This is a genomic window from Colwellia sp. PAMC 20917 (genome assembly GCF_001767295.1).
GTDB lineage: Bacteria > Pseudomonadota > Gammaproteobacteria > Enterobacterales > Alteromonadaceae > Colwellia_A.
On the sequence record NZ_CP014944.1, the window covers coordinates 1,279,683 to 1,299,447 of the forward strand.

Genomic DNA, 19,765 nt, shown 5'->3' on the forward strand with positions numbered 1-19,765 from the left:
AAAAACGTGACAGGGGAGAACAAAAAAACTATAAAACCTTAAAAAACAAGAAGATAAATTTAAAGCCAATTATTCCTTAACAATAAAGTAATTCTCAGCGGCTTGAAAAATTCAATTGGCCTGCAAGAAGCAGCAACATTATTCTTTTCAGCGCTGAGAATATCCACACTCTTTATCGCTAAAATAACGATAAAACGTTAACTAAGCTGATTTTTTCTAAAGCAGTAATAATGTACCGCAGCCAAGAAAGGCTATAAAACCAAATATATCGGTTACGGTTGTTAAAATAACAGCTCCAGATAATGCTGGGTCGATGTTAAATTTATTTAATATCCAAGGTATCCATACCCCTGATAACGAAGCCACTAAAATATTACCTAAAATAGCGATACAAATGGTGACTGATAGCATTGGATTTTCAAACCAGTAAAAAGTGATGATGCCGATGACCGTCGCCCATAACATGCCATTAATTGCGCCAACTTTAAGCTCTTTTTTAACGATAGCCTGCCTATTAGCATCACTAATTTGCCCTAACGCTAAACCACGTATAATCAAGGTTAACGTTTGACTACCTGAAATACCGCCCATCGATGCAACCACAGGCATAAGCACGGCAAGTGCAACAACTTGTTGTAAGGTCGCTTCAAATAAACCAATAAACCAAGAAGCTAAAAATGCAGTCACTAGGTTAATACCCAGCCAAATCGCTCGGTTTTTACTACTTAACCAAACACTGGCAAATAAATCTTCTTCATCACTCAAACCAGCCGATTGCATTAATTGATTATCTTTTTGCTGGTCTTTGTACCTATAAGCAGAGTGCAAATCTAAACGGCCGGTTAAATGGCCATTTTCATCAACGATAGGTAATGCTGATTTTCCAGAAAGGATCACTTCGTCAATTGATTCATCTATATCTTTACTGGCTTCTAACACTTGAACATCTTGATACTCCACACTGGCTAAGGGAGTATCACCATCTAAAAGCAACAATTTATTGATGGGGATTTCACCAAGTAATTGGGCATTATTATCAACAACATAAATAACTTCAGTTAACGGTAATAAATTTTTTGCACACACTTTCTTTGCGGCTGCCACTTTCAATTTTTGCGAAATTCTTTTTTCGTCAAAGCTTTGCCAACGTCCCACTTCATCTTCAGAATAATCTTGAGCCTTTTTTAAGTACTCTCTTTGTTTAGCTGTCATTTTTGTGACAGCATATTCAATAAAGCGATCGCTTAAATCTTCAGTAAGTTCTATTAAACTGTTGGCATCTAATTTATCAAACAAAGGAAAACAGGCGTCGTCATCCATTGCATTTAATAACATCTGCCGAGATTCATTTTTCATCTCTAGAAAAATATTTTGTTGATAATCCGCGCTCAACAACGCCCAAAGACTTAATCGAGGTTTGATAGGGAAAGCTTCTAAAAGAATTGCTACGTGCTCTGGCATGAGCGTATCTTCAATCTCAGCAGCTAATTCATTTAATTGAAGATCGTTGGCTAATAGTTCTTCGATTTTTTCAATATAAGTAGGGAGTAGTTCTAGGGACATTTAATTTCCTAATAAAGATTTCAACAAATTTTTTGAATCAAACTAAGTAAAATTTTGCGTTTTATTTTATGGGTTATTTAACTATAGAATCGCATTATTCTCTAATCATTAAACTAGAAAACTAATGAAAATGCCAAAATTACAGCCTTTTGCTATAAAAACGCAAAAGTTTTCATTTTATTCCAAATTGTGGCGATTACTTTTTAAGAAGCGGCAATGGCAACTTATCGAAGATTGGCATTATACCTTACCTAACAAAAGAATCGTTATAATTCCGAAAGGCTTTATTTTTGATGGTAGTTCGTATCCGGCAATAGTCTGGCTTTTCTTCTCGCCAACAGGGTTATTACTCATCCCAGTTATTTTGCATGACTTTTGTTTTGAGTATAATTATTTATGGGCTAAGCAGGATGATAAAATATTTAAATTTAAAGAAGGCTATGGTTTTTTAAAATGGTCAACACTGATCCGCAAAGTCGGTATAGAAAGGAACGAACTACTGCTGATTGATTATTTTATATGGGTACTGTGTATGGCTTTTGGTTGGGTCAATTGGCTAACATTTCAGCGCAAAACTAAGCCTACGTTATTACCTGAGGACAAATAAGAAAATTTTAAAAGTCTCAACCTAGAATTTGTTAAGAAGAGGATAAACTTATTGGTAAGTTTATCCTTAAATCTACTGCATATTGATTGTTCTATCGACTAACGGGCTGCTGCTTGAGTAAATATGCTGCCATTTAAACAATGAAACGACTTATGCCTAGTTATTTTTATGTATTTTTTCCACAACAGTTCAACTTTAGTTTGACCTTCAAGTTGTGATTCACACATGTTGACAAACTGTATTTCAACGTCATTTTCTGGCGAACAAATAGCTTTTTCTAACATCAGTAAACGTTTGCCTAGCTGTGTTAATAATTCTGCTTCGGCGATATTGAAATCTCCAGATTTTCTGAAACCACGTGGGAAATTTACATCATCGTAAAATTGTGTTGCAGCAATAAATCCATGTATTAAAGTCATTTGCGCCTCTATTGACAGGGTATAGGTTTTAGCGGATTATGCGGCTAACAAGCAAGGCTGTAAAACAAATAATAATTATCGTATCGATAAGAGATTGCAGTATGGATATTGAGTTAATTAAAACCTTCTTAGAAGTTAAGGATTGTCGTCACTTTGGTAAAGCGGCCGAAAACCTATATCTGACTCAAGCGGCGGTTAGTACCAGAGTTCGTCAGTTAGAGAAATACTTTAATGTGTCCTTGTTTCAACGCACCAGAAACAATATTCAATTAACACCCGCAGGAGAAAAGCTTGTCCCCTACGCGGAGCTTATGATCAATACCCTTCGAATGGCAAAACAAGATATTGCCATAAGCACTGAAAAAGTTGCGCACATTTATATTGCCGGCACACCTAATACTTGGGATGTTTATATACATGATGCCATTTCAAAGATATATATCAATGAGCCACAAATCAGTTTAATCGCTGAAATATTATCGCGAGAGCAATTAACCAGACAACTACTTGAGCGCACTTTAGATGTTGCCATTCTATTTGATCCCCCAAAAGTAGAAGAGCTAAAGATTGAATCTTTGCATATGTTTAATTTAATCCCCGTGACAACTTTTAATAACAAAATAACAACCGCCGCAGACCTACAGCGTTATATTATGATTGATTGGGGAACTAGCTTTACTCACTGGCATGCTAAAGAATTTCCTGACATCTCAATTCCTGCAATTAGAACGAGTACAGCGCGTATTGCACTTGATTTAATGCTGCAATGTGGCGGGAGTGCCTATCTGCCAGACATGCTAGCAAAACCTTTTGTAGAACAAGGAAAGTTATTTAAAATCAATACCCTGCCTATTTTCGAACGTGAACTATTTATTGCCTTCCATAAAGAAAATGAGAATGAAGAACGCATTATTGATATTAAAAATTTACTGAGAAAAGATCAGCCCGAAGCCCCCGCTATTATGAGCCCCCAGTAAGATAAAAAGCGGATACGCTTGCTAGCGAACCAGCACAGTCAATACAAAATGTTTTTAGTAAAAATCATTTATCGTTAACGTAAAAATATTTTACTTTTCTTGTTAGTAAAAAGCGTAGATTATGCTGTTTTTACTTGAGTATCCTTTGGTGATATAACAATGAATATCAATTCTAATTATGAGTTATCAGCTTCTGATGAAATAAGTTTTAACTATGATCTGTCTTCAAACGAAGGAGATGATAATAACAATGATGATGATGATAACGATAGTGACAATAACATTGCTGAATTTGAGTTACATACCTCACCTAGCGATGTAAAAAAATCAAGACACAGTAACAAACGTACTTATTTAGCCAAGAAAAAAATTGAACAACTGCAAGAAGAACGACAACTGAGAAGGTTCACTCAAGATTACTATGATGATTGGGATTAAGCGCATAATTAACGCTTAATTGATAAAATAATAGTAACGCGAATTAATGATGAATTAATTCGCGTTTAGTTCTTTAGCAAAAAAAGATTACCCGCCACTAAATTGCCATTGAGTGAGTCAAACAAAACGTTGTTATCAACTCACTTCCATTAAAAAAGTGATTAAGTTTATTACTGAGTCATAGCTCTTCAATTTTCAGGTCTAAACTAGTCTAAAGTTAAAACTGGTGTTAAAATATCAAACAGCCCATTTAGGTTTTAATAGTGACACAATAAGGCTTGATAACATCAAAAACCACAAATCAAGAATAGACCTTGCAAGTCAACCGCTAGCACCTAGACCTCAAACAACTTAAGAGTACTAATAACCATGAATACAAAAATCTATAAGCGCGTATTTGCTTTGGCTGGAGAGTTAATGCTTGCTGCTCAGGAAAGAAATCAAATCAACTTTGACAATTGCTACAGTGAATTAAAACAACTCTGTGATGATAATGAAAGTACCGATAAAGACCATCCTGTACAGTGGGAAACACTGGCTGACTTTACCGATGATTTACCCTTAGCCATTTCAATTTACGAGAAAGCATTACTTAAAGCAGAAGAGATTAATTCAAAAGATTTTCGTTCATCAATTGGCTTCTCCCTTGCATCACTGCAAGTTGAATTAGGTGAAAAAGAAAATGCGATTGAAAACTTAGAAAAAGCAAAAATCAGCTGTAATAAAATTGTCGACAAAGAATTAAAAGCTGAAATTCATGATTTATTAGAAGCGTTAAAAAGTGAAGTATCGAGTCCTTACTAAATAACTCATCGGCCAGCGAGTAACTTTATTTAGCTTTGATCAATAATCAAGTTACACCTAAATTGATACAGTCGCCTGCTAGCGTAGACGACTGCAATGCCTAATTTATAAGCTATAGTAAGGTCGCTTTACCTTATTACTTCTGGTTCTTATTTGCTTTAATTAGAAAGTTAATATCCTCCTGTTGCATTCAATGTATGCCTTTATCGCCGCTGTTCGCCTAATATGAACTCAATATATCCCCGAAATAATTTTTCATACTGAGTATGACTTTATAAACGTTATGTAAAGCCAAAAAAATATTAACTAAACAAAGAGCATAAAGTATTGCCCAATGCTAAATAAAGTGGGGGGAATAAACATAAATTCTCCTTTGATACTCAGTATATATAGGTAATACTTAGCAAATAGTCGCTTGCACACATCTGTGCTCCCCCTGAATGGATCTATTCACTAGAACGGAGTAATAAACAATCATGATTATCTTTTTTATCTGTATCACTCTATTAATATTGGGCTATAAATTTTATAGCCCTTTCATTGAAAAACAAGCGGGCATTGATGAAACAATCAAAACACCTCAAGTACGTTTTGAAGAAGGGGTTGATTATGTTGCCATCCACCCAGTTAAAGCCTTTCTTATTCAGTTTTTAAATATTGCCGGGGTAGGTCCTATTTTTGGTCCTATCCTTGGTGCTCTCTATGGACCGGTTGCACTTATTTGGATTGTACTTGGTAATATTTTAGGTGGCGCAGTACATGATTACTTTTCTGGGGTCATGAGTATTAAAGAAGATGGTAAAAGTTTGCCTGAAATTGCAGGTCACTATTACAACGTTTACTTTAAAGGGATAATGTTGATATTCACCACCATGCTACTGTTTTTTGTTGGCGTTGTTTTTATCATGAGTCCTGCCGGATTATTAAGTAATTTAAGTTATTTTGAAGGCACATTTTTAGCCGGTAATACCTTTTGGGTTTTAGTTATTTTAGGCTACTATTTACTGGCAACACTGTTACCCATAGATAAGATAATAACCAAGCTCTACCCCCTTTTTGGTTTACTCATGATAGTGATGACCTCGCTTATCGCGATATCATTACTTATGAATGCGCCACACTTACCTGTCGCTGGTGATTTTTTGGGGTATTTTAACTCAGACCATTACAGTCATGACTTTTTAGAGCCTAATGCTGACGGTCTCCCTGTCTGGCCATTATTATTTATAACAATTACCTGTGGCGCAATTAGTGGTTTCCATTCGACACAAGCACCGATTATCGCGCGTTGTTTAACCAATGAAAAATATGTACGCCCAGTCTATTATGGCGCGATGATGTGCGAAGGCATTGTAGGTTGTGTTTGGGCCTTAGCCGGTATAGCAGCATTTCCTGAAGGTTACTCAGAACTTAAAGCATTGCTTGACCAAGGGGGTCCTGGCTTAGTGGTTAACCATATTGCAAACAGCTACCTTGGCGCACTCGGTGGCATTATGGCTATTATTGCCGTTGCGATATTCCCTATCACTTCTGGAGATACCGCTTTTCGGTCCTTGCGTCTAACCTTAGTGGATGCATTTAATATCCCACAAAGTTTACGCAACCGCCTCTTGTTAGCCGTGCCTATTTTAGTTATTGCTTATTTTATGACAAAATTAGATTTTTCAATAATATGGCGTTATTTTGCTTTTTCAAACATGCTACTTTCTACCAGCGTATTATGGCTAGCCACTAAATTTTTGTTTGACCGTGGCACTTTCCATTGGATTGTCAGTTTACCTGCCATTGTTGGTACTAGTGTTAGTGTCTCTTATATTATGACGGCAGGAATAGGCTTAAATTTATCCAGTGAATATGGCAAATTAATCGGGGCTGTGGTCGGTGTTATCTCACTTATCTTATTAATAGTGGCACACAATAAACGGGTAAATATTGCCTCAACAACAGCTTAATATTTAAGATGTTTAATGTTTAACATTAAGAAAAAAGCAGTGCTAATTAGCACTGCTTTTTGATTTGTATCTGCCCAATAAAGCGCAATTACTGTTAATTTTTCAGGATGAAAAGTTAAAGAAAGTCCTTATTTTCTAGCGGTTCAATCAGACCTAAGCCAAATTGATAACTGGAGATAATTAACGTATTCTAAGCAGTAACAGCCAACAGGAAGGCGTACACTTATATTTTTAATTTCCCTAGCCTTTGAAACCTTGCCAATATAAAAAATGTTACTGTCGCGCAAAACGCCAATAATTATTATGCTGAAGCTAAAATATTGGGTATTAGTACTCTTATAGTAAAAAACATTATCGTGTTACTGACAATATGCCAAGGGAATTGCAAAACTTATGCAAAATTTTTTTAAAAAAGGACTCTATGTCGTTCGCTCAGTTGCCGACAAAGCCACAGGAGAGTTAGCGGCTAATTACTCCATTGTTAAAGAAAAAGTGAATGGTTTACCCGTCTTTATTTCCGCAGAGAAGTCAGACAAATATAACGATATCCAGTATGACGAAAAACACTATTTTGTTATACCTTTCCAACTCTCAGAATATAAATTTGCCTTGCACACCATGCGGTGTCTCCCGAATGCGGTTCCAGAAATTAACAACCTACCCAAAAGGCGTGTTTTTCACTTCCCCAACCAGCATTCAGAAGAAATGCTTAAAAATTATATGCGCCAATCCGCAGAAGAGATGGTAAGAAATAAAAGCGCAAGTAATCCAAACAGTATTGAATCTTTGGCCGATCAAATTGACGCGCTAGATAAAAAACTCACATATGGCATGCTATTAGTGGGTGGTTTAGCCGCTGTGGTAAATCCATTATTGGGCGTAGGTATTGCGGCAAAAGCATTGTTACCCAGTGTTGGCGGTATAATTAATAAGTACGGCTTGCGTCCTACGGGAGAGAAACTTTCCCAGCATCAGCTGAATAAATCAATAGAAGAAGCTGATGCGCATATTGCAAAAGAATTTGCTGATGCAAGTACACTGCAGGTTATTAATCCTATATTACAAGAATTAGAGTTGACACTACGTACCACAGAATTGCAGCACGACCCAATAACTGACGCCAATTTAGCTGATGGCAGTATTCCTGAGCTTGATGGAGAAAGATGGCGAGAACTAACTGAGGTCGCTATTTGTCATGTTTACAAGGAGGTTTATCAAACGCCATCTCTGCACAAAAAAGCGAGCCTTGGACCTAAAGACTTAAGATGGCTAAAAATAATGTTTGAAGTAAACAGTAAATAAAGCTTAATTGCATAAAGACTTTACCAGCAGCGATGAATTATTAAACTTGTTAACATTCACCATAAAAACAAGAAACAACTGCCCTTTGCTAACCATTTATTGTCAAATCAATGACAGATGGGGTCAGTTTTACTGACCCCCATTTCATAAAAGCAATGCTGATTTATACCTGCTAGCAAGTCACTTATTGACCACTCAACCTTTTGCCAAAAGATATAGCATAAGCTGGTGAGCGCATTCTTAATACCGGATCATCACTTGGCGTAAAGCCTGCTGACATCATATTAGGATCAAAATTAGTATTTTTACATGCATCGCTACCACTGGTATTAACGGTCACTGTGCCTAGCATTACTTGAGGACGCTCACTTGGCCACTGTTGTGATGGGTCAATATCACTGTCTTGTGCTTCACCTAAACTTGCCATAATGTTAAAACTGACCGTCTCATCTTTAAGCTGTTGCGCAAAGGTATCCGCTAAAAACTCAGTAGGCATTTTGGCAGCCTCAGCTTTTTCTAATGTTTTCACCCCTAAATTAGGCTCAATGGTCCAGCGAAATTTAGTTTTCTGTTGATTAGGTTGGTCAAAGTAAAAAGTGTGCAAACCAAAGAACTCAGTGTTGGCAAATGAAGCGGCTGTTTTAGCCGTTTTATTCCATATAGCATTAGCTTGAACACTCGGGTGTTGTTGAATATATGCCATGGTTTTAGCGGGATCAGTTTTACCATTTTCGTCAGGAAGTAATGTCGATAAAAAACCATGAAAAACTTCTGGATTTTTACCGGCAAACACCGGAAAGTTGTTACCAGTAAAAGTGTGGAAAGAGCCATCAGGTAACTTTATTTGCATGCCCATGCCGCGTGTACCAGCCGCTTTTTCATCACTATTGGGATTTGAACCACCAACGGAAAAGCGAATAGATACCGGTAGTTCGCCGTTCGATAACAAAGCAGCTCCAGTAAAATGTTGATTGGGTGTTGGCACAAAAGTACCCGATGCACACAAACCTTTAGCATGTGCTTTTCTATAGCCAGGATGTTTCCCGCCCAATTTTTCAAATATTTCAACAAAATCATTAGCGACAACTTCTTTATCAGTGGCTGCAGCGGTCGATGTTGCTGTCGCAGTAGCGATGAGAAAAAAAGCACTAATACTTGAGGTGATGAGATTATGTTTCATTGGTTTCCTTAGTGTGGTTATTTCAATAGTTCAAATGACAAAAAATGTCATCGATAAGATCTAGAGTATTATCTACAAGCATAGCAAAGGACCTTAATAGTGTAATAAATAGTTCACGACCAACGAGCATAAGACTAAAAAAAAGTGTAATAAATAGTTCACGACCAACGAGCATAAGACTAAAAAAATTTGTTGTCATAGTTATGGTAAAAATAATAACGACTTAATGACACAAAACATTCTTATTCGACTTCAAATCTTTCATCAATAAAAAAGCTGGGTTTACAACCTACCCACCGGTCGGTTAGAATGAATTATCATTAATAGTTAATTAAGTCCTGAATATGAGAGACGCAGAGCTAACTCGTCAAAAAATACTAGAAATAAGTGCGGATGAAATTCATAAAAAGGGTTTCATCGCAACAAGCTTATCTTGTATTTTAGTGCGCTGTGAAGTTTCAAAAGGTGCCTTGTATCATCATTTTAAAAATAAAATGGAGTTGGGCTACGCTGTTTTTGAAGAAATTTATACACCCATGTTTTTAGAATTATGGCAGCCAGCAGTAGAGGTAGATGATCCTATTGAAGGTTTATGCGACTTTTTTACCGCTATGTATACTAATTCATCTTGTGACGAAATTGTTTGTGGTTGTCCTTTAAATAACCTTTGCCAAGAGATGTCTGGCGTAGATGAAGGCTTTCGCTTACGTATTTTAAACATGCAGCAACAACTCAACCAACTTATCGCCATTAACTTACAACGTGTCGCTAACCAGCTTCGTGACGACATTGATTTTAGCCAAGTTGCCTATTTTATTGTTTCAACTTTTCATGGTTCTTCTAGTTTAAGTAAAAGTTCTAAAAATAAAGACCTCTTTGAAAAAGTCATCAAAGAACTGTGCAACTATATTAGAAATCTTAGAAGTCATTAACGCCACTCTTTTCACTTATCTCCTTGGCTTTTCACAGCCGATATAGCAAATAGTAATAAAAAATATCAATTAAGTATTTACATACCGCATGGTCGGTATGTAAAATACCCCTAATGAATTAACAATGAACTCAGCACTTAATACGCTCTCTCAAATACGGACAAAAACATGAAACACTTAATGGCAATATTTACTCTCTTATTCATGACTTCATTGGCAAGCTTTTCCAGCAATGCCTTCAGCATTGAAAACTCTCCATACACAGTAATTGCTGAAACAGGAGAACGTTTGTTTTCTCGTATTGCTAAAGATCAAGAGTCACTGAAAAAATTCCCTGAACTGATGCGTGATATTGTTGAAGAAGAGTTAATGCCATCAATAGATTACAAATACGCCGCATTCAAGGTTTTAGGTAGAAATTTGAGAACGATGACCCCAGAACAGCGTGAAAAATTTGTTGTTTCTATGCGCAGTTACTTAGTAAGAACTTACGCAATAGCGTTAAAACAATATAAACAACAAGACGTTGCATTTGAATCTCATAAATCAACCAATGGCGCTAGAATTGTTGGTGTTAATTCAGTTATTCGTAATGCCAATGCGCCTGAAATTAACATTACTTTTCAAATGCGCCAAGACAGACAAACAAGTCAATGGAAAGCTTACGATATGATCATCGAAGGTATCTCTTTACTCAGTAGTAAAGAAGCTGAAATAAGCCAACGGATCCAAAAGAGTGGCATTGACCAAGTGACCTTAGAGTTAGCTTCTTTTAATCAATAAGTTCTCTAATTCCGTCATCAAGCTATGCTAAAATATTTTGTAATATTATCAATGCATGAGTAAGTATTAGCATAAATGACGGTTATTAATTTTTATCTTACGCGCCACGGCGAAACACAGTGGAATAAAATAGGGAAGTTTCAAGGACAGTTAGATAGCCCTTTAACCGATAAAGGCTATCGACAAGCTGATGGAATTGCTAGGCAACTAGTTGATCACAAGATAGACCTTATTGTAAGCTCAACATTACCAAGAGCAAAAAGTACCGCTGAAATTTGTCAACTGACAGTAGATTGTCCACTTAACTTTGCGCCGGCCTTAATCGAGCGAGATTTTGGCCTCTGGCAAGGAAAAGTTATTGACGAAGTTAAATTAGAAAAAAACTTCCATGCTATTTTTCATCAAGTAAACGCCTCCGCACCGCCGAGTGGAGAATCGGGTATTGACTGCGCACTTCGCTTTCAACAAGCATTAATTGAGATTGCTAATACTAGTGATGATCAAAAATCGCCACAAGATAAAACGACCACTAAGCCCAACGACATAGCGATTAAGAGTATTCTTGTGGTTAGTCACGGCGATATATTACGCTGTTTTTTATCTTTGTTTGTTGAAAATTTTTCTGATAAACAAGCAATTAACAGTCAACAAAAAGCCTTTGATAATGGCTGCATTTTTCAGCTTGCCTACCAGTGTAAAACTAAAGTATTTACCCTTATAGCGACACACGACATCACTAAACCTTCAGCGGTGATAATGCCGCGATGACAAGCTCAGTGATCATGGTGATGGCATACCTGCTAGATCGTTGGTTCGGCGAAGTAAAACGATTTCATCCTTTAGTAGGCTTTGGTTGGTTAAGTACCGCAATAGAGCATACCGTTAACTTTCAGCATGCGACACCGAAAACAACCTCCATATTGTTGCCTCGATTATTGGGGATTTTATCGTGGCTTATCTTATGTTTACCTTTACCTATTCTTTATTATTACTTTCACCAAAACCAGCTATTTTTTTGGTGCTTAGATGCCTTAGTCCTTTATTTCGCTATCGGTTTAAAAAGTCTACAATTACATGCTTTACAAATATTTAATCCCCTTAATAAAAATGACTTAGCCACCGCACGATATTTTTGTGGTTATTTAGTTAGCCGAAATACAGCAGACCTATCCGAACAAGAAATTTCCCGTGCAACCGTTGAGTCTGTCCTAGAAAATGGTCATGACGCCGCTGTTGCTAGTTTCTTTTGGTTTATTATTGGTGGTATTCCACTGGTGATTTTACATCGACTCGCCAATACATTAGATGCAATGTGGGGCTATAAAAATCAACGTTTTATCAATTTTGGTTGGTGTGCTGCCCGCATGGACGACTTACTCGGTTGGCCAAGTGCAAAAATCACCGCATTACTTTATGCTTGCCAAACAAATTTTTCTTGCTCAAAAATGATCAGTGCGCTAAATAATGGTTATCGACAAGGCCAGCATTATAAAAGCCTAAATGGCGGTTGGGTAATGGCTACGGGCGCCAGCGCTCTAAACTTTACGCTGGGTGGAACAGCGACTTATCATGGCAAGACAGTAACGTCGACACCATTAGGTTGCGGTAATAGCGTTGTTAAAAATGATATTTTTCGTAGTATAAACCTGGTCAATAAAGCGGTTATTATTTTGATGTTTACTTATTTTTGCTATCAGCTCCTGCATTACTTTTATAGTGTAAATTTGTGATGGACAATCAAGCTGATGGAAGTTCGCCCCTGTTAGTACACGGTGGTCAGCTCAATGAAGTTGCCCAACGCTATCAAATTCCCTTGGAAAAATGGCTAGACTTGTCAACAGGTATCAGCCCAATTAATTACCCGATCCCCGCTATTCCTGAAAATATCTGGCAACAGTTACCACAGCCAAACCAAGCAATGCTATCTGCGGCTAAAAATTATTATGGTACACAGAATATTAGCGTAACGAGCGGTAGCCAAGCGGTTATTGCTCGTTTACCTGCACTCTATCTTAATCATATCAATCAGCCAGCAAACGCTATAGAGGTATGGTTACCGGAAGTGGGCTATAAAGAGCATGAACGAGCATGGCATGATGCTGGTTTTACCATAAAAAATTATCAACAGTTACCCACTTGCGAAGCGCTATCTCGCTACGCGATTGTTGTGGTGATTAACCCTAATAATCCAACCGGTGAATTACAGCAACAGCAAACATTAACCACACTGTTAACGACGCTTGAATCATTGTCAGGTTGGTTAATTGTTGATGAAGCTTTTATGGATGTCATAACACCGAGTCAATCGCTGATCCACTTAACGGCCAATAAACATCTTTTTGTGTTACGTTCAATCGGTAAATTTTTTGGTTTAGCGGGGATCAGAATAGGCTTTGTAAGTGCACACCCTTCTTGGATAAGTAAACTACAGCAGTTATCTTCACCTTGGGAAGTTAATGGCCCGGCTCAATTTATTACTGAGCAAGCCTTAAAGAATAAAGTCTGGCAAGTAGCGCAACAACAGCAGTTAATCGCCTTATCAATAAAGTTAGAAGCGTTATTGGCAAAAACTTTTTTACCTAACCAAGATAAAAGCAATGACCCAAGCATCACCATCACTGGGTGTGGTTTATTTAAAACCCTCTTTCATCCCCAAGCTACAGAACTTTATCAAAAATTCTGTAGCCAAGGACTTTACGTGCGCTTGTGCGACGAAAAAAATGCTTTGCGTTTTGGCATACCAGATCAAGAGCAATACCAGATATTAGCAAAATTATTGGCTGAGCATAGCCATAGCTGAAGCGAGCTTTTCAGTTAACTCACCCTTTTTTAACTGTCCTTTGTCGGCATCAAAATTGTCATAAAAACTAGGAATAGATAAATGGGCTTTTACCTCGCCATCAAAAAAGGGTGCCGATCCTACAGCGGCGGCAAGAACAGTTGCTGCGCCACCGGGTCCTGGTGACGTCGCTAATAGAACCATAGGTTTATGCTGATAGACTTTTTGTAGCGTGCGAGAGCTCCAGTCAAATAAGTTTTTATAGGCGGCCGTATAAGAACCATTATGCTCAGCAAAACCAATGACCAAAGCATCTGCATTGGCTATTTTATCAAGAAAGTCTTGTGCTAACTGCGGTTTACCGAGTTCAGCTTCTCTATCGGCACTATATAAAGGCATTTCATAATCGTTAATATCAAGTACTTCAACTTGTGCATTTTCAACGAGACTAGCGGCATAGCTCACTAACTGTTTATTAATGGATTGACGACTACTACTGGCAGCAAAAGCGATAATTTTCATATAAACTCCAAAGGTAAGAAAAGGTAACAATAGGTATTTCAGTGAAGATAGTGTAATTTGTTTCCTATATAAGATTAATAACTTACTTACAGATACATTATTTCCATATGAAAGCTAATACATTATTTTCTTCTTCACAAAGTCAAAGTAACTTACTTGATGGTATAGCTGTTTTTGTCCAAGTTGTGCAAAGCAAAAGTTTTGTCAATGCTGCTGAAAAAATGCAGCACTCTACGTCTTATATCAGCAAGGAGGTTAGTAAGCTAGAAACCCGTTTAGGCGTCCGCTTGCTGCACCGCACGACCCGAACTTTAAGTTTAACATCGGAAGGCGAAGTCTATTATCAACAATGCCAACAGATCATTGAAGATGCTTTGCACGTTGAAAATAGCCTTTCTGGACGTCAGCAAATACCGCAAGGTCGATTAAAGTTAAGCTGTCCTATTGGTATAGGTGTTTCTCGTATTCGGCCGATCCTCGCTGAATTTATGGCTAAGTATCCGAAAGTAACCTTAGACATCGACTTAAACGATCATAAAGTTGATTTGATTGCTGATGGCTTTGATATTGTGATAAGAGCCGCTATGCAACTTGAAGACTCAAGCTTAATTAGCCGACGTTTTATGAACTCAACCAGCTTAACACTCGCTTCTCCTGAGTACTTAACACAATATGGTCGACCTAAACATCCCGATGAATTGGTCGATCATCACATGATCAGTTACCGTAACTTAAAAACACCTGAAACTTGGCAGTACCGCAGCCAGAATGGCCAAGTAACGCAAACACATGTAACCAGTCGAGTATCATGTAATAACTCAGAAATGATGATTTCGTTATGCTTAGCAGGACAAGGTATTATTCGTATGCCATTATTTAATTTACGTGAAGAGGTGGCAACAGGGAAATTAGTGCCCTTGTTTGAAGACTTTATGCCAATAAACATTGGTGTTTACTTGGTTTATCCCAGCAGAAAAAATATGCCTGCTAAAGTGAAATGCTTTATCGACTTTATTGTCGATAAGTTAGGCGATAGTTAACCACAACTACGCTAAATTATTATCCTGAGTAAACATGCCGTTAACTAATGCCAGTTGGGCGAAGTAATAGCTAATCATGATCCAAACACTGGCATAAGGTATTTGATGATAAAACTGATTAAGCCCAATGAGTGAATCAGAAAGAATAAAGCTGAGCCCACCGATAATTAGCCAAATATTAGCTTTTTGTGAAAGTAAGGTGGTGATCCCCATTAATAGCAGTATGGTCATATAAACCAATACCGGGATAAACAACTCGCCTAAGCCTGCGTATATGACCAAAAACACGCCAACGCCATAGATACAATAAAGCGAAATAAGTGGTAAACGTTTACTGATAATAGGCTTGGCTACTAAGGGCTTTAAGCTAAAGATGTAAAAAAGATGAGCCACTAAGAAAGCCGCTAAGCCGAGTACAAACCAATTAATTCGGTCATAATCTAAAAAGAAATCACCAAAAATAGAGAAAACCAAACCGATCATAAATAACTTATGAGCGCGTTCTTTAGTACCTCTACTGTTTTGCCATGAAAAATGCAATAACACTAATATCGGCAAAATTTTTACTAACCAGCTCAGCGGATAAGGCTTAAAAAAAATACTCACCATAAAGCCACAGGCAGTAAGCAAAAATAAAAGTAAATGGGATCGGGTCATTGCTGTCATCTTCTTTGTATAAACCTTGGTTATAAACCTTCGCTAAAAATCACTATCTACTTAAAAATAGAAAATAAGTCATCATTCAGTTCAAAATAATATCGCTAAACTAGTGGTCGCTATTTATTTGCACAGACAACAAAGGGAGTATACCCTACGCCATTTTTAAGCTATTTGGCTTTTAAATGGCTTAAACTCTTTCAATAATTAAGGCTATGCCCTGGCCGACACCTATGCACATGGTACACAGTGCATAACGCTTGTTGGTACGTTGTAGTTGTCGAGCCGCAGACGTTATTAAACGCGCACCACTCATGCCCAAAGGATGCCCTAAGGCTATGGCGCCACCTTGTGGGTTAATACGCGGATCGTCATCTTGTAAACCTAATTCGCGAATACAAGCTAAAGCTTGTACTGCAAAAGCTTCGTTCAGTTCAATAAGGTCGATATCTTCAAGCGATAAGTTTAAACGTTTTAATAGTTTTTGTGTTGCCGGTACTGGGCCAATCCCCATAATACGTGGCGGTACACCAGTGACAGCCATACCTAGCACTTTAGCAATCGGAGTTAAGTTGTTTTTTTGCACCGATTGACTTGACGCCAATAAGATTGCGGCAGCGCCATCATTAATCCCTGAGGCATTACCCGCGGTAATACTGCCTTTGGCATGAACAAAAGGTTTGAGTGCTAACATTTTTTCTAAGCTTGTTAGGCGAAGATGCTCATCTTGAGAGAAAATAATAGGCTCTTCTTTACCTTTTATAACACTGACAGGCATTATTTCTTCGGCAAAAAATCCAGCTTGTTGGGCACTCGCCGCTTTTTGCTGGCTAGCAAAAGCAAACTTGTCTTGGTCTGCTCGGCTAATGTTAAACTCTTCGGCAAGGTTTTCTGCTGTTTGTGGCATACTTTCAGTACCATAAGCGCTATCGAGTGCTTTGTTAACAAAGCGCCAGCCCATAGTCGTATCAAACATTTCTTGAGTACGCGAAAAATCACCTTCCGCTTTGCCGATCACAAAAGGCGCACGAGTCATGCTTTCAACACCACCGGCAATAATCATTTCAGCTTCGCCTGATTTAATCGCCTGCATAGCAATGCCGACAGCATTCAAACCTGAGCCGCATAGACGGTTTAGCGTTGTTGCGGGTACTTGATAAGGTAAGCCGGCTAATAACGTTGCCATACGAGCAATATTACGGTTGTCTTCCCCTGCTTGGTTAGCACAACCTAAAATAACATCGTCTACTTGGCTAAAATCTAGTGCTGGATTTCGTACCATTAATGCTTTTAAGGGTAAAGCGGCTAGGTCATCAGCCCTTATGGTCGCTAGCGAGCCACCATAACGGCCAATGGGTGTTCTAATCGCATCACAAATAAAGACTTCATTTTGTCCGCTATTTTCAGTTTTTGTTGAAAAGGCACTCATGTATATATTCTCTTTTGAGTTTATCGGTGCTGCGATCTAACTGACCTCAGCATAATCATAAGCGCCATGATAAGCACTTTTTCTTTAACTATTTTTTCTTTAACTATTTTTTCTTTAACTATTTTTTCTTTAACTATTTTTTCTTTACCGGTAAAAGCACAAGAAATGACTGACAACGCCAAGTCTATTCTCCCTCTTTTTACTGAGAATCCCGATTTATTGATAAAATCACCGAATAGATTAAAGATATCAAGTTAACCTTGATTGACCCACAATAACCTTGTGACAGACGTTTTACTCGAGTTGATTCAGTTAAAAACTACAAAACTTCATTGCTATCTGACAAGACTATTATCTAACAAGACAACCATCAACTCACTGCGCAAGAGGTTGGCTTATTGCTCAGCAACCTTCAATTTATATTGCGAAATGACAAGTCATGCCCTTTATCAATCGAGCACCTTGTGATGCACTCGATAAATTAAAAGTGGTTATGGTCCATGAATCAATAAGGTTTAGCCACCTGCCAGTATTAAACTATTGAATCTGCTTGGCAATCAGTCTGTACTGGCATTGGTGCTTCAATACTCCCTGATTGGCAAGAAATCTTAGAAACTGAAGCGATCGTATAAATACCGTTAGAAAATAATAAATTAATAAAAGAAATTTGTCGCTCTGCTCGAGTGAGTTAAATTTACTTTATCGCTTAAATAAAGTCTAAACAGATATCGGTACAGCCTTTGCCACAATAAACACCCGGAGTACTTTTATCTTCAGGGACAATTAAACGCAGTATACTGCCGCAAGTTTCACATTTCATTTCACGGCCTGCCATCACTTTTTTAATCAATGCTTTTTGATCGTTAAAGGACTTTGCACTGCTTTTTTTTAATAGGTCAAACTGAGTTATATCAAGCATAAAGCTGCCTTATTAATGCTAAATAGCCTTCAGCATCTGGGTAATAGTCAATGAAAATCATCAACCGATATTGACGTTCTCAATGGTTCTGCACTTTTATTAATATAAGAGCGCTAAGTTAAACAGCCGCGCAATAAAACCCGTCATATTGACCACCTAATGGCTCAGCGCTTGAAATCAATAAATTTTGGTAAGAACTAATATTTTCATAACTGGCGCCAACAAAAGGATAAGCGGTAATTTCCCAAGGAAAATCATCATTGCCTTCATAAGGACAAAAAGAGAGTTTTTGGTTGTTTTCTAAAAGTAACTGACCAAATTTCAAAGCGGCTTCTTCGTTAGGAAATATCACTGAAAATTCAATTTCACGGGCTTGGTTTAAATCATCACCATCAATCATCATTTGCCATAAGGCATCACCAACATTGTCTTGTGGAAATAGGGCTAAATCACGGTTCATTATTTTTCATCTTATCTTTGTAGGCATTAATTCGCTATTTTATCTGATGAAAAACATAATACCAATTCAGTTAGCGATTATTTTTGGTAAACTAGCGATATAACTTACCAACGAATCACTCACCTTGAATATAGCCTTGCATAAATTTGAGCTTCATATCGATGTTAATACAGAAAATAGCAGCATTATTGGCGAACTTAACCAAGCATGCTCATTAAGTAATGCTCAATTAAAACAGGCTATTCAACGAGGTGCGTTATGGTTAACCCGTGGTAAAAGCACACAGCGTTTGCGACGCATCAAAAAGCCATTACAAGTAACCGATACCCTACACTTTTATTATGACGAACAAGTATTAAGCCAACAGCCTAATGAAGCGTTATTAATTAATGACGATGTTGATTATAGCGTGTGGTATAAGCCTTACGGTATGTTATCTCAAGGTTCAAAGTGGAGTGATCACTGCACGATTGCCCGTTGGGCTCAAACACATTTAACCCCTGAGCGCCCCGCATTTATTGTTCACCGTTTAGATAGAGCAGCCACCGGATTAATTCTAATTGCCCATAGTAAAAAAGCAGCGCGCGCATTAAGTGCGATGTTTGAAAAGCATGATTTAGAGAAAATTTATCATATTATTATTCACGGCGATCACCGTTTACGACCACAACCTGACACATTAACCTGTGATGTCGATGGTAAAAGCGCCAGCAGCCATTTTAGTCATATTGCTTATAATGAAAAAAATAACACCTCGTTGGTACAAGTTATAATTGATACGGGTAGAAAACACCAAATAAGAAGTCATGCTGCAAGTATTAATATGCCGGTGGTTGGCGATAGATTACACGGGGAAGTTGGCGACGCCAGCATTGAAGAAAGTATTAACTTACAGCTGTGCGCGGTGGCACTTAATTTTATTTGCCCGCTAACCGCAGAGCAGCGGTCGTTTAAAGTGCCTGAACATTTAATGCCCTCATTAAATGTTCTTGGCTAAGTCTT

22 protein-coding genes are annotated in these 19,765 nt (G+C 37.7%); 13 read left to right on the plus strand and 9 right to left on the minus strand.

Features of this window, described 5'->3' with window-relative positions:
- Nucleotides 1-216: 216 nt before the first annotated feature.
- The gene (locus A3Q34_RS05420) at nucleotides 217-1,563 is read right to left on the minus strand and encodes a magnesium transporter (RefSeq protein ID WP_070374434.1); all 1,347 of its coding nucleotides are present in this window, start codon (nucleotides 1,561-1,563) and stop codon (nucleotides 217-219) included.
- Between the two features lie 124 nt (nucleotides 1,564-1,687).
- Between A3Q34_RS05420 and A3Q34_RS05425 the strand changes: the two genes are divergently transcribed.
- Nucleotides 1,688-2,170, plus strand: a complete 483-nt coding sequence (locus tag A3Q34_RS05425) for a DUF1353 domain-containing protein (protein WP_070374435.1) — start codon at nucleotides 1,688-1,690, stop codon at nucleotides 2,168-2,170.
- Nucleotides 2,171-2,268: 98 nt separating this feature from the next.
- On the opposite strand, the gene maoP is transcribed toward A3Q34_RS05425, so the two are convergent.
- Nucleotides 2,269-2,589: a DUF413 domain-containing protein gene (maoP, locus tag A3Q34_RS05430; protein WP_070374436.1), complete on the minus strand. Its 321-nt coding sequence runs from the start codon at nucleotides 2,587-2,589 to the stop codon at nucleotides 2,269-2,271.
- Between the two features lie 101 nt (nucleotides 2,590-2,690).
- Between maoP and A3Q34_RS05435 the strand changes: the two genes are divergently transcribed.
- From A3Q34_RS05435 to A3Q34_RS20850, 5 genes are all read left to right on the plus strand, one after another.
- Complete coding sequence (locus A3Q34_RS05435) at nucleotides 2,691-3,566, plus strand: LysR family transcriptional regulator (RefSeq protein ID WP_070374437.1); 876 nt, start codon at nucleotides 2,691-2,693, stop codon at nucleotides 3,564-3,566.
- A 159-nt stretch (nucleotides 3,567-3,725) separates the two neighbouring features.
- Complete coding sequence (locus tag A3Q34_RS05440; RefSeq protein ID WP_070374438.1) at nucleotides 3,726-4,004, plus strand: hypothetical protein; 279 nt, start codon at nucleotides 3,726-3,728, stop codon at nucleotides 4,002-4,004.
- A 369-nt stretch (nucleotides 4,005-4,373) separates the two neighbouring features.
- On the plus strand, nucleotides 4,374-4,808 hold the full coding sequence (locus tag A3Q34_RS05445; protein ID WP_070374439.1) for a Replicative DNA helicase: 435 nt from the start codon (nucleotides 4,374-4,376) through the stop codon (nucleotides 4,806-4,808).
- Nucleotides 4,809-5,284: 476 nt separating this feature from the next.
- The gene (locus tag A3Q34_RS05450; RefSeq protein WP_070374440.1) at nucleotides 5,285-6,760 is read left to right on the plus strand and encodes a carbon starvation CstA family protein; all 1,476 of its coding nucleotides are present in this window, start codon (nucleotides 5,285-5,287) and stop codon (nucleotides 6,758-6,760) included.
- A gap of 393 nt (nucleotides 6,761-7,153) precedes the next feature.
- Nucleotides 7,154-8,062 carry a hypothetical protein gene (locus A3Q34_RS20850; protein WP_231907432.1) on the plus strand — a complete coding sequence of 303 codons (909 nt, stop codon included), beginning with the start codon at nucleotides 7,154-7,156 and terminating at the stop codon, nucleotides 8,060-8,062.
- A 184-nt stretch (nucleotides 8,063-8,246) separates the two neighbouring features.
- Here A3Q34_RS20850 and A3Q34_RS05460 read toward each other — a convergent pair whose 3' ends face one another.
- Nucleotides 8,247-9,242, minus strand: coding sequence for a catalase family peroxidase (locus A3Q34_RS05460; protein WP_070374441.1), 996 nt, complete (start codon nucleotides 9,240-9,242; stop codon nucleotides 8,247-8,249).
- Nucleotides 9,243-9,586: 344 nt separating this feature from the next.
- Between A3Q34_RS05460 and A3Q34_RS05465 the strand changes: the two genes are divergently transcribed.
- The 5 genes from A3Q34_RS05465 to cobD all read left to right on the plus strand — a co-directional run bounded on the left by A3Q34_RS05465 (nucleotide 9,587) and on the right by cobD (nucleotide 13,757).
- Complete coding sequence (locus A3Q34_RS05465) at nucleotides 9,587-10,174, plus strand: TetR/AcrR family transcriptional regulator (RefSeq protein ID WP_070374442.1); 588 nt, start codon at nucleotides 9,587-9,589, stop codon at nucleotides 10,172-10,174.
- 168 nt (nucleotides 10,175-10,342) lie between these two features.
- Entirely contained in the window at nucleotides 10,343-10,957 is a 615-nt protein-coding gene (locus tag A3Q34_RS05470) for an MlaC/ttg2D family ABC transporter substrate-binding protein (protein ID WP_083277911.1), read from the plus strand.
- A 75-nt stretch (nucleotides 10,958-11,032) separates the two neighbouring features.
- Nucleotides 11,033-11,725 (plus strand): histidine phosphatase family protein, encoded by a 693-nt coding sequence (locus A3Q34_RS05475; protein ID WP_070374443.1) that lies wholly within the window; start codon nucleotides 11,033-11,035, stop codon nucleotides 11,723-11,725.
- Nucleotides 11,722-12,687, plus strand: coding sequence for a cobalamin biosynthesis protein CobD/CbiB (locus A3Q34_RS05480; protein ID WP_070374444.1), 966 nt, complete (start codon nucleotides 11,722-11,724; stop codon nucleotides 12,685-12,687). Before A3Q34_RS05475 ends, A3Q34_RS05480 begins: the two co-directional genes overlap by 4 nt.
- Nucleotides 12,687-13,757, plus strand: a complete 1,071-nt coding sequence (gene cobD, locus A3Q34_RS05485; protein WP_070374445.1) for a threonine-phosphate decarboxylase CobD — start codon at nucleotides 12,687-12,689, stop codon at nucleotides 13,755-13,757. Before A3Q34_RS05480 ends, cobD begins: the two co-directional genes overlap by 1 nt.
- Here cobD and A3Q34_RS05490 read toward each other — a convergent pair.
- Nucleotides 13,731-14,258 carry an NADPH-dependent FMN reductase gene (locus tag A3Q34_RS05490; RefSeq protein WP_070374446.1) on the minus strand — a complete coding sequence of 176 codons (528 nt, stop codon included), beginning with the start codon at nucleotides 14,256-14,258 and terminating at the stop codon, nucleotides 13,731-13,733. The two genes, cobD and A3Q34_RS05490, sit on opposite strands and share 27 nt — an antisense overlap.
- A gap of 107 nt (nucleotides 14,259-14,365) precedes the next feature.
- On the opposite strand from A3Q34_RS05490, the gene A3Q34_RS05495 reads away from it, so the two are divergent.
- A complete protein-coding gene (locus A3Q34_RS05495) occupies nucleotides 14,366-15,298 on the plus strand; it encodes a LysR family transcriptional regulator (RefSeq protein ID WP_070374447.1) in 933 nt (310 codons plus the stop codon).
- 6 nt (nucleotides 15,299-15,304) lie between these two features.
- Here A3Q34_RS05495 and A3Q34_RS05500 read toward each other — a convergent pair whose 3' ends face one another.
- The 5 genes from A3Q34_RS05500 to A3Q34_RS05515 all read right to left on the minus strand — a co-directional run bounded on the left by A3Q34_RS05500 (nucleotide 15,305) and on the right by A3Q34_RS05515 (nucleotide 18,763).
- Nucleotides 15,305-15,955, minus strand: a complete 651-nt coding sequence (locus A3Q34_RS05500) for a lysoplasmalogenase (RefSeq protein WP_070374448.1) — start codon at nucleotides 15,953-15,955, stop codon at nucleotides 15,305-15,307.
- Between the two features lie 190 nt (nucleotides 15,956-16,145).
- A complete protein-coding gene (pcaF, locus tag A3Q34_RS05505; protein WP_070374449.1) occupies nucleotides 16,146-17,384 on the minus strand; it encodes a 3-oxoadipyl-CoA thiolase in 1,239 nt (412 codons plus the stop codon).
- Between the two features lie 20 nt (nucleotides 17,385-17,404).
- Complete coding sequence (locus A3Q34_RS20395) at nucleotides 17,405-17,566, minus strand: hypothetical protein (protein ID WP_157470832.1); 162 nt, start codon at nucleotides 17,564-17,566, stop codon at nucleotides 17,405-17,407.
- A gap of 524 nt (nucleotides 17,567-18,090) precedes the next feature.
- Nucleotides 18,091-18,303: a hypothetical protein gene (locus tag A3Q34_RS05510; RefSeq protein ID WP_070374450.1), complete on the minus strand. Its 213-nt coding sequence runs from the start codon at nucleotides 18,301-18,303 to the stop codon at nucleotides 18,091-18,093.
- 118 nt (nucleotides 18,304-18,421) lie between these two features.
- Entirely contained in the window at nucleotides 18,422-18,763 is a 342-nt protein-coding gene (locus A3Q34_RS05515) for a ribonuclease E inhibitor RraB (protein WP_070374451.1), read from the minus strand.
- A gap of 124 nt (nucleotides 18,764-18,887) precedes the next feature.
- Here A3Q34_RS05515 and A3Q34_RS05520 point away from each other — a divergent pair, with 124 nt between their 5' ends.
- Nucleotides 18,888-19,760 (plus strand): RluA family pseudouridine synthase, encoded by an 873-nt coding sequence (locus A3Q34_RS05520; protein WP_070374452.1) that lies wholly within the window; start codon nucleotides 18,888-18,890, stop codon nucleotides 19,758-19,760.
- Nucleotides 19,761-19,765 lie beyond the last annotated feature (5 nt).

Coding starts and splice junctions, on each gene's coding strand:
- A3Q34_RS05420 (WP_070374434.1), bottom strand. CDS start 1,563: ATGTCCCTAGAACTACTCCCTACTTATATTGAAAAAATCGAAGAACTA.
- A3Q34_RS05425 (WP_070374435.1), top strand. CDS start 1,688: ATGAAAATGCCAAAATTACAGCCTTTTGCTATAAAAACGCAAAAGTTT.
- maoP (WP_070374436.1), bottom strand. CDS start 2,589: ATGACTTTAATACATGGATTTATTGCTGCAACACAATTTTACGATGAT.
- A3Q34_RS05435 (WP_070374437.1), top strand. CDS start 2,691: ATGGATATTGAGTTAATTAAAACCTTCTTAGAAGTTAAGGATTGTCGT.
- A3Q34_RS05440 (WP_070374438.1), top strand. CDS start 3,726: ATGAATATCAATTCTAATTATGAGTTATCAGCTTCTGATGAAATAAGT.
- A3Q34_RS05445 (WP_070374439.1), top strand. CDS start 4,374: ATGAATACAAAAATCTATAAGCGCGTATTTGCTTTGGCTGGAGAGTTA.
- A3Q34_RS05450 (WP_070374440.1), top strand. CDS start 5,285: ATGATTATCTTTTTTATCTGTATCACTCTATTAATATTGGGCTATAAA.
- A3Q34_RS20850 (WP_231907432.1), top strand. CDS start 7,154: ATGCAAAATTTTTTTAAAAAAGGACTCTATGTCGTTCGCTCAGTTGCC.
- A3Q34_RS05460 (WP_070374441.1), bottom strand. CDS start 9,242: ATGAAACATAATCTCATCACCTCAAGTATTAGTGCTTTTTTTCTCATC.
- A3Q34_RS05465 (WP_070374442.1), top strand. CDS start 9,587: ATGAGAGACGCAGAGCTAACTCGTCAAAAAATACTAGAAATAAGTGCG.
- A3Q34_RS05470 (WP_083277911.1), top strand. CDS start 10,343: ATGAAACACTTAATGGCAATATTTACTCTCTTATTCATGACTTCATTG.
- A3Q34_RS05475 (WP_070374443.1), top strand. CDS start 11,033: ATGACGGTTATTAATTTTTATCTTACGCGCCACGGCGAAACACAGTGG.
- A3Q34_RS05480 (WP_070374444.1), top strand. CDS start 11,722: ATGACAAGCTCAGTGATCATGGTGATGGCATACCTGCTAGATCGTTGG.
- cobD (WP_070374445.1), top strand. CDS start 12,687: ATGGACAATCAAGCTGATGGAAGTTCGCCCCTGTTAGTACACGGTGGT.
- A3Q34_RS05490 (WP_070374446.1), bottom strand. CDS start 14,258: ATGAAAATTATCGCTTTTGCTGCCAGTAGTAGTCGTCAATCCATTAAT.
- A3Q34_RS05495 (WP_070374447.1), top strand. CDS start 14,366: ATGAAAGCTAATACATTATTTTCTTCTTCACAAAGTCAAAGTAACTTA.
- A3Q34_RS05500 (WP_070374448.1), bottom strand. CDS start 15,955: ATGACCCGATCCCATTTACTTTTATTTTTGCTTACTGCCTGTGGCTTT.
- pcaF (WP_070374449.1), bottom strand. CDS start 17,384: ATGAGTGCCTTTTCAACAAAAACTGAAAATAGCGGACAAAATGAAGTC.
- A3Q34_RS05510 (WP_070374450.1), bottom strand. CDS start 18,303: ATGCTTGATATAACTCAGTTTGACCTATTAAAAAAAAGCAGTGCAAAG.
- A3Q34_RS05515 (WP_070374451.1), bottom strand. CDS start 18,763: ATGAACCGTGATTTAGCCCTATTTCCACAAGACAATGTTGGTGATGCC.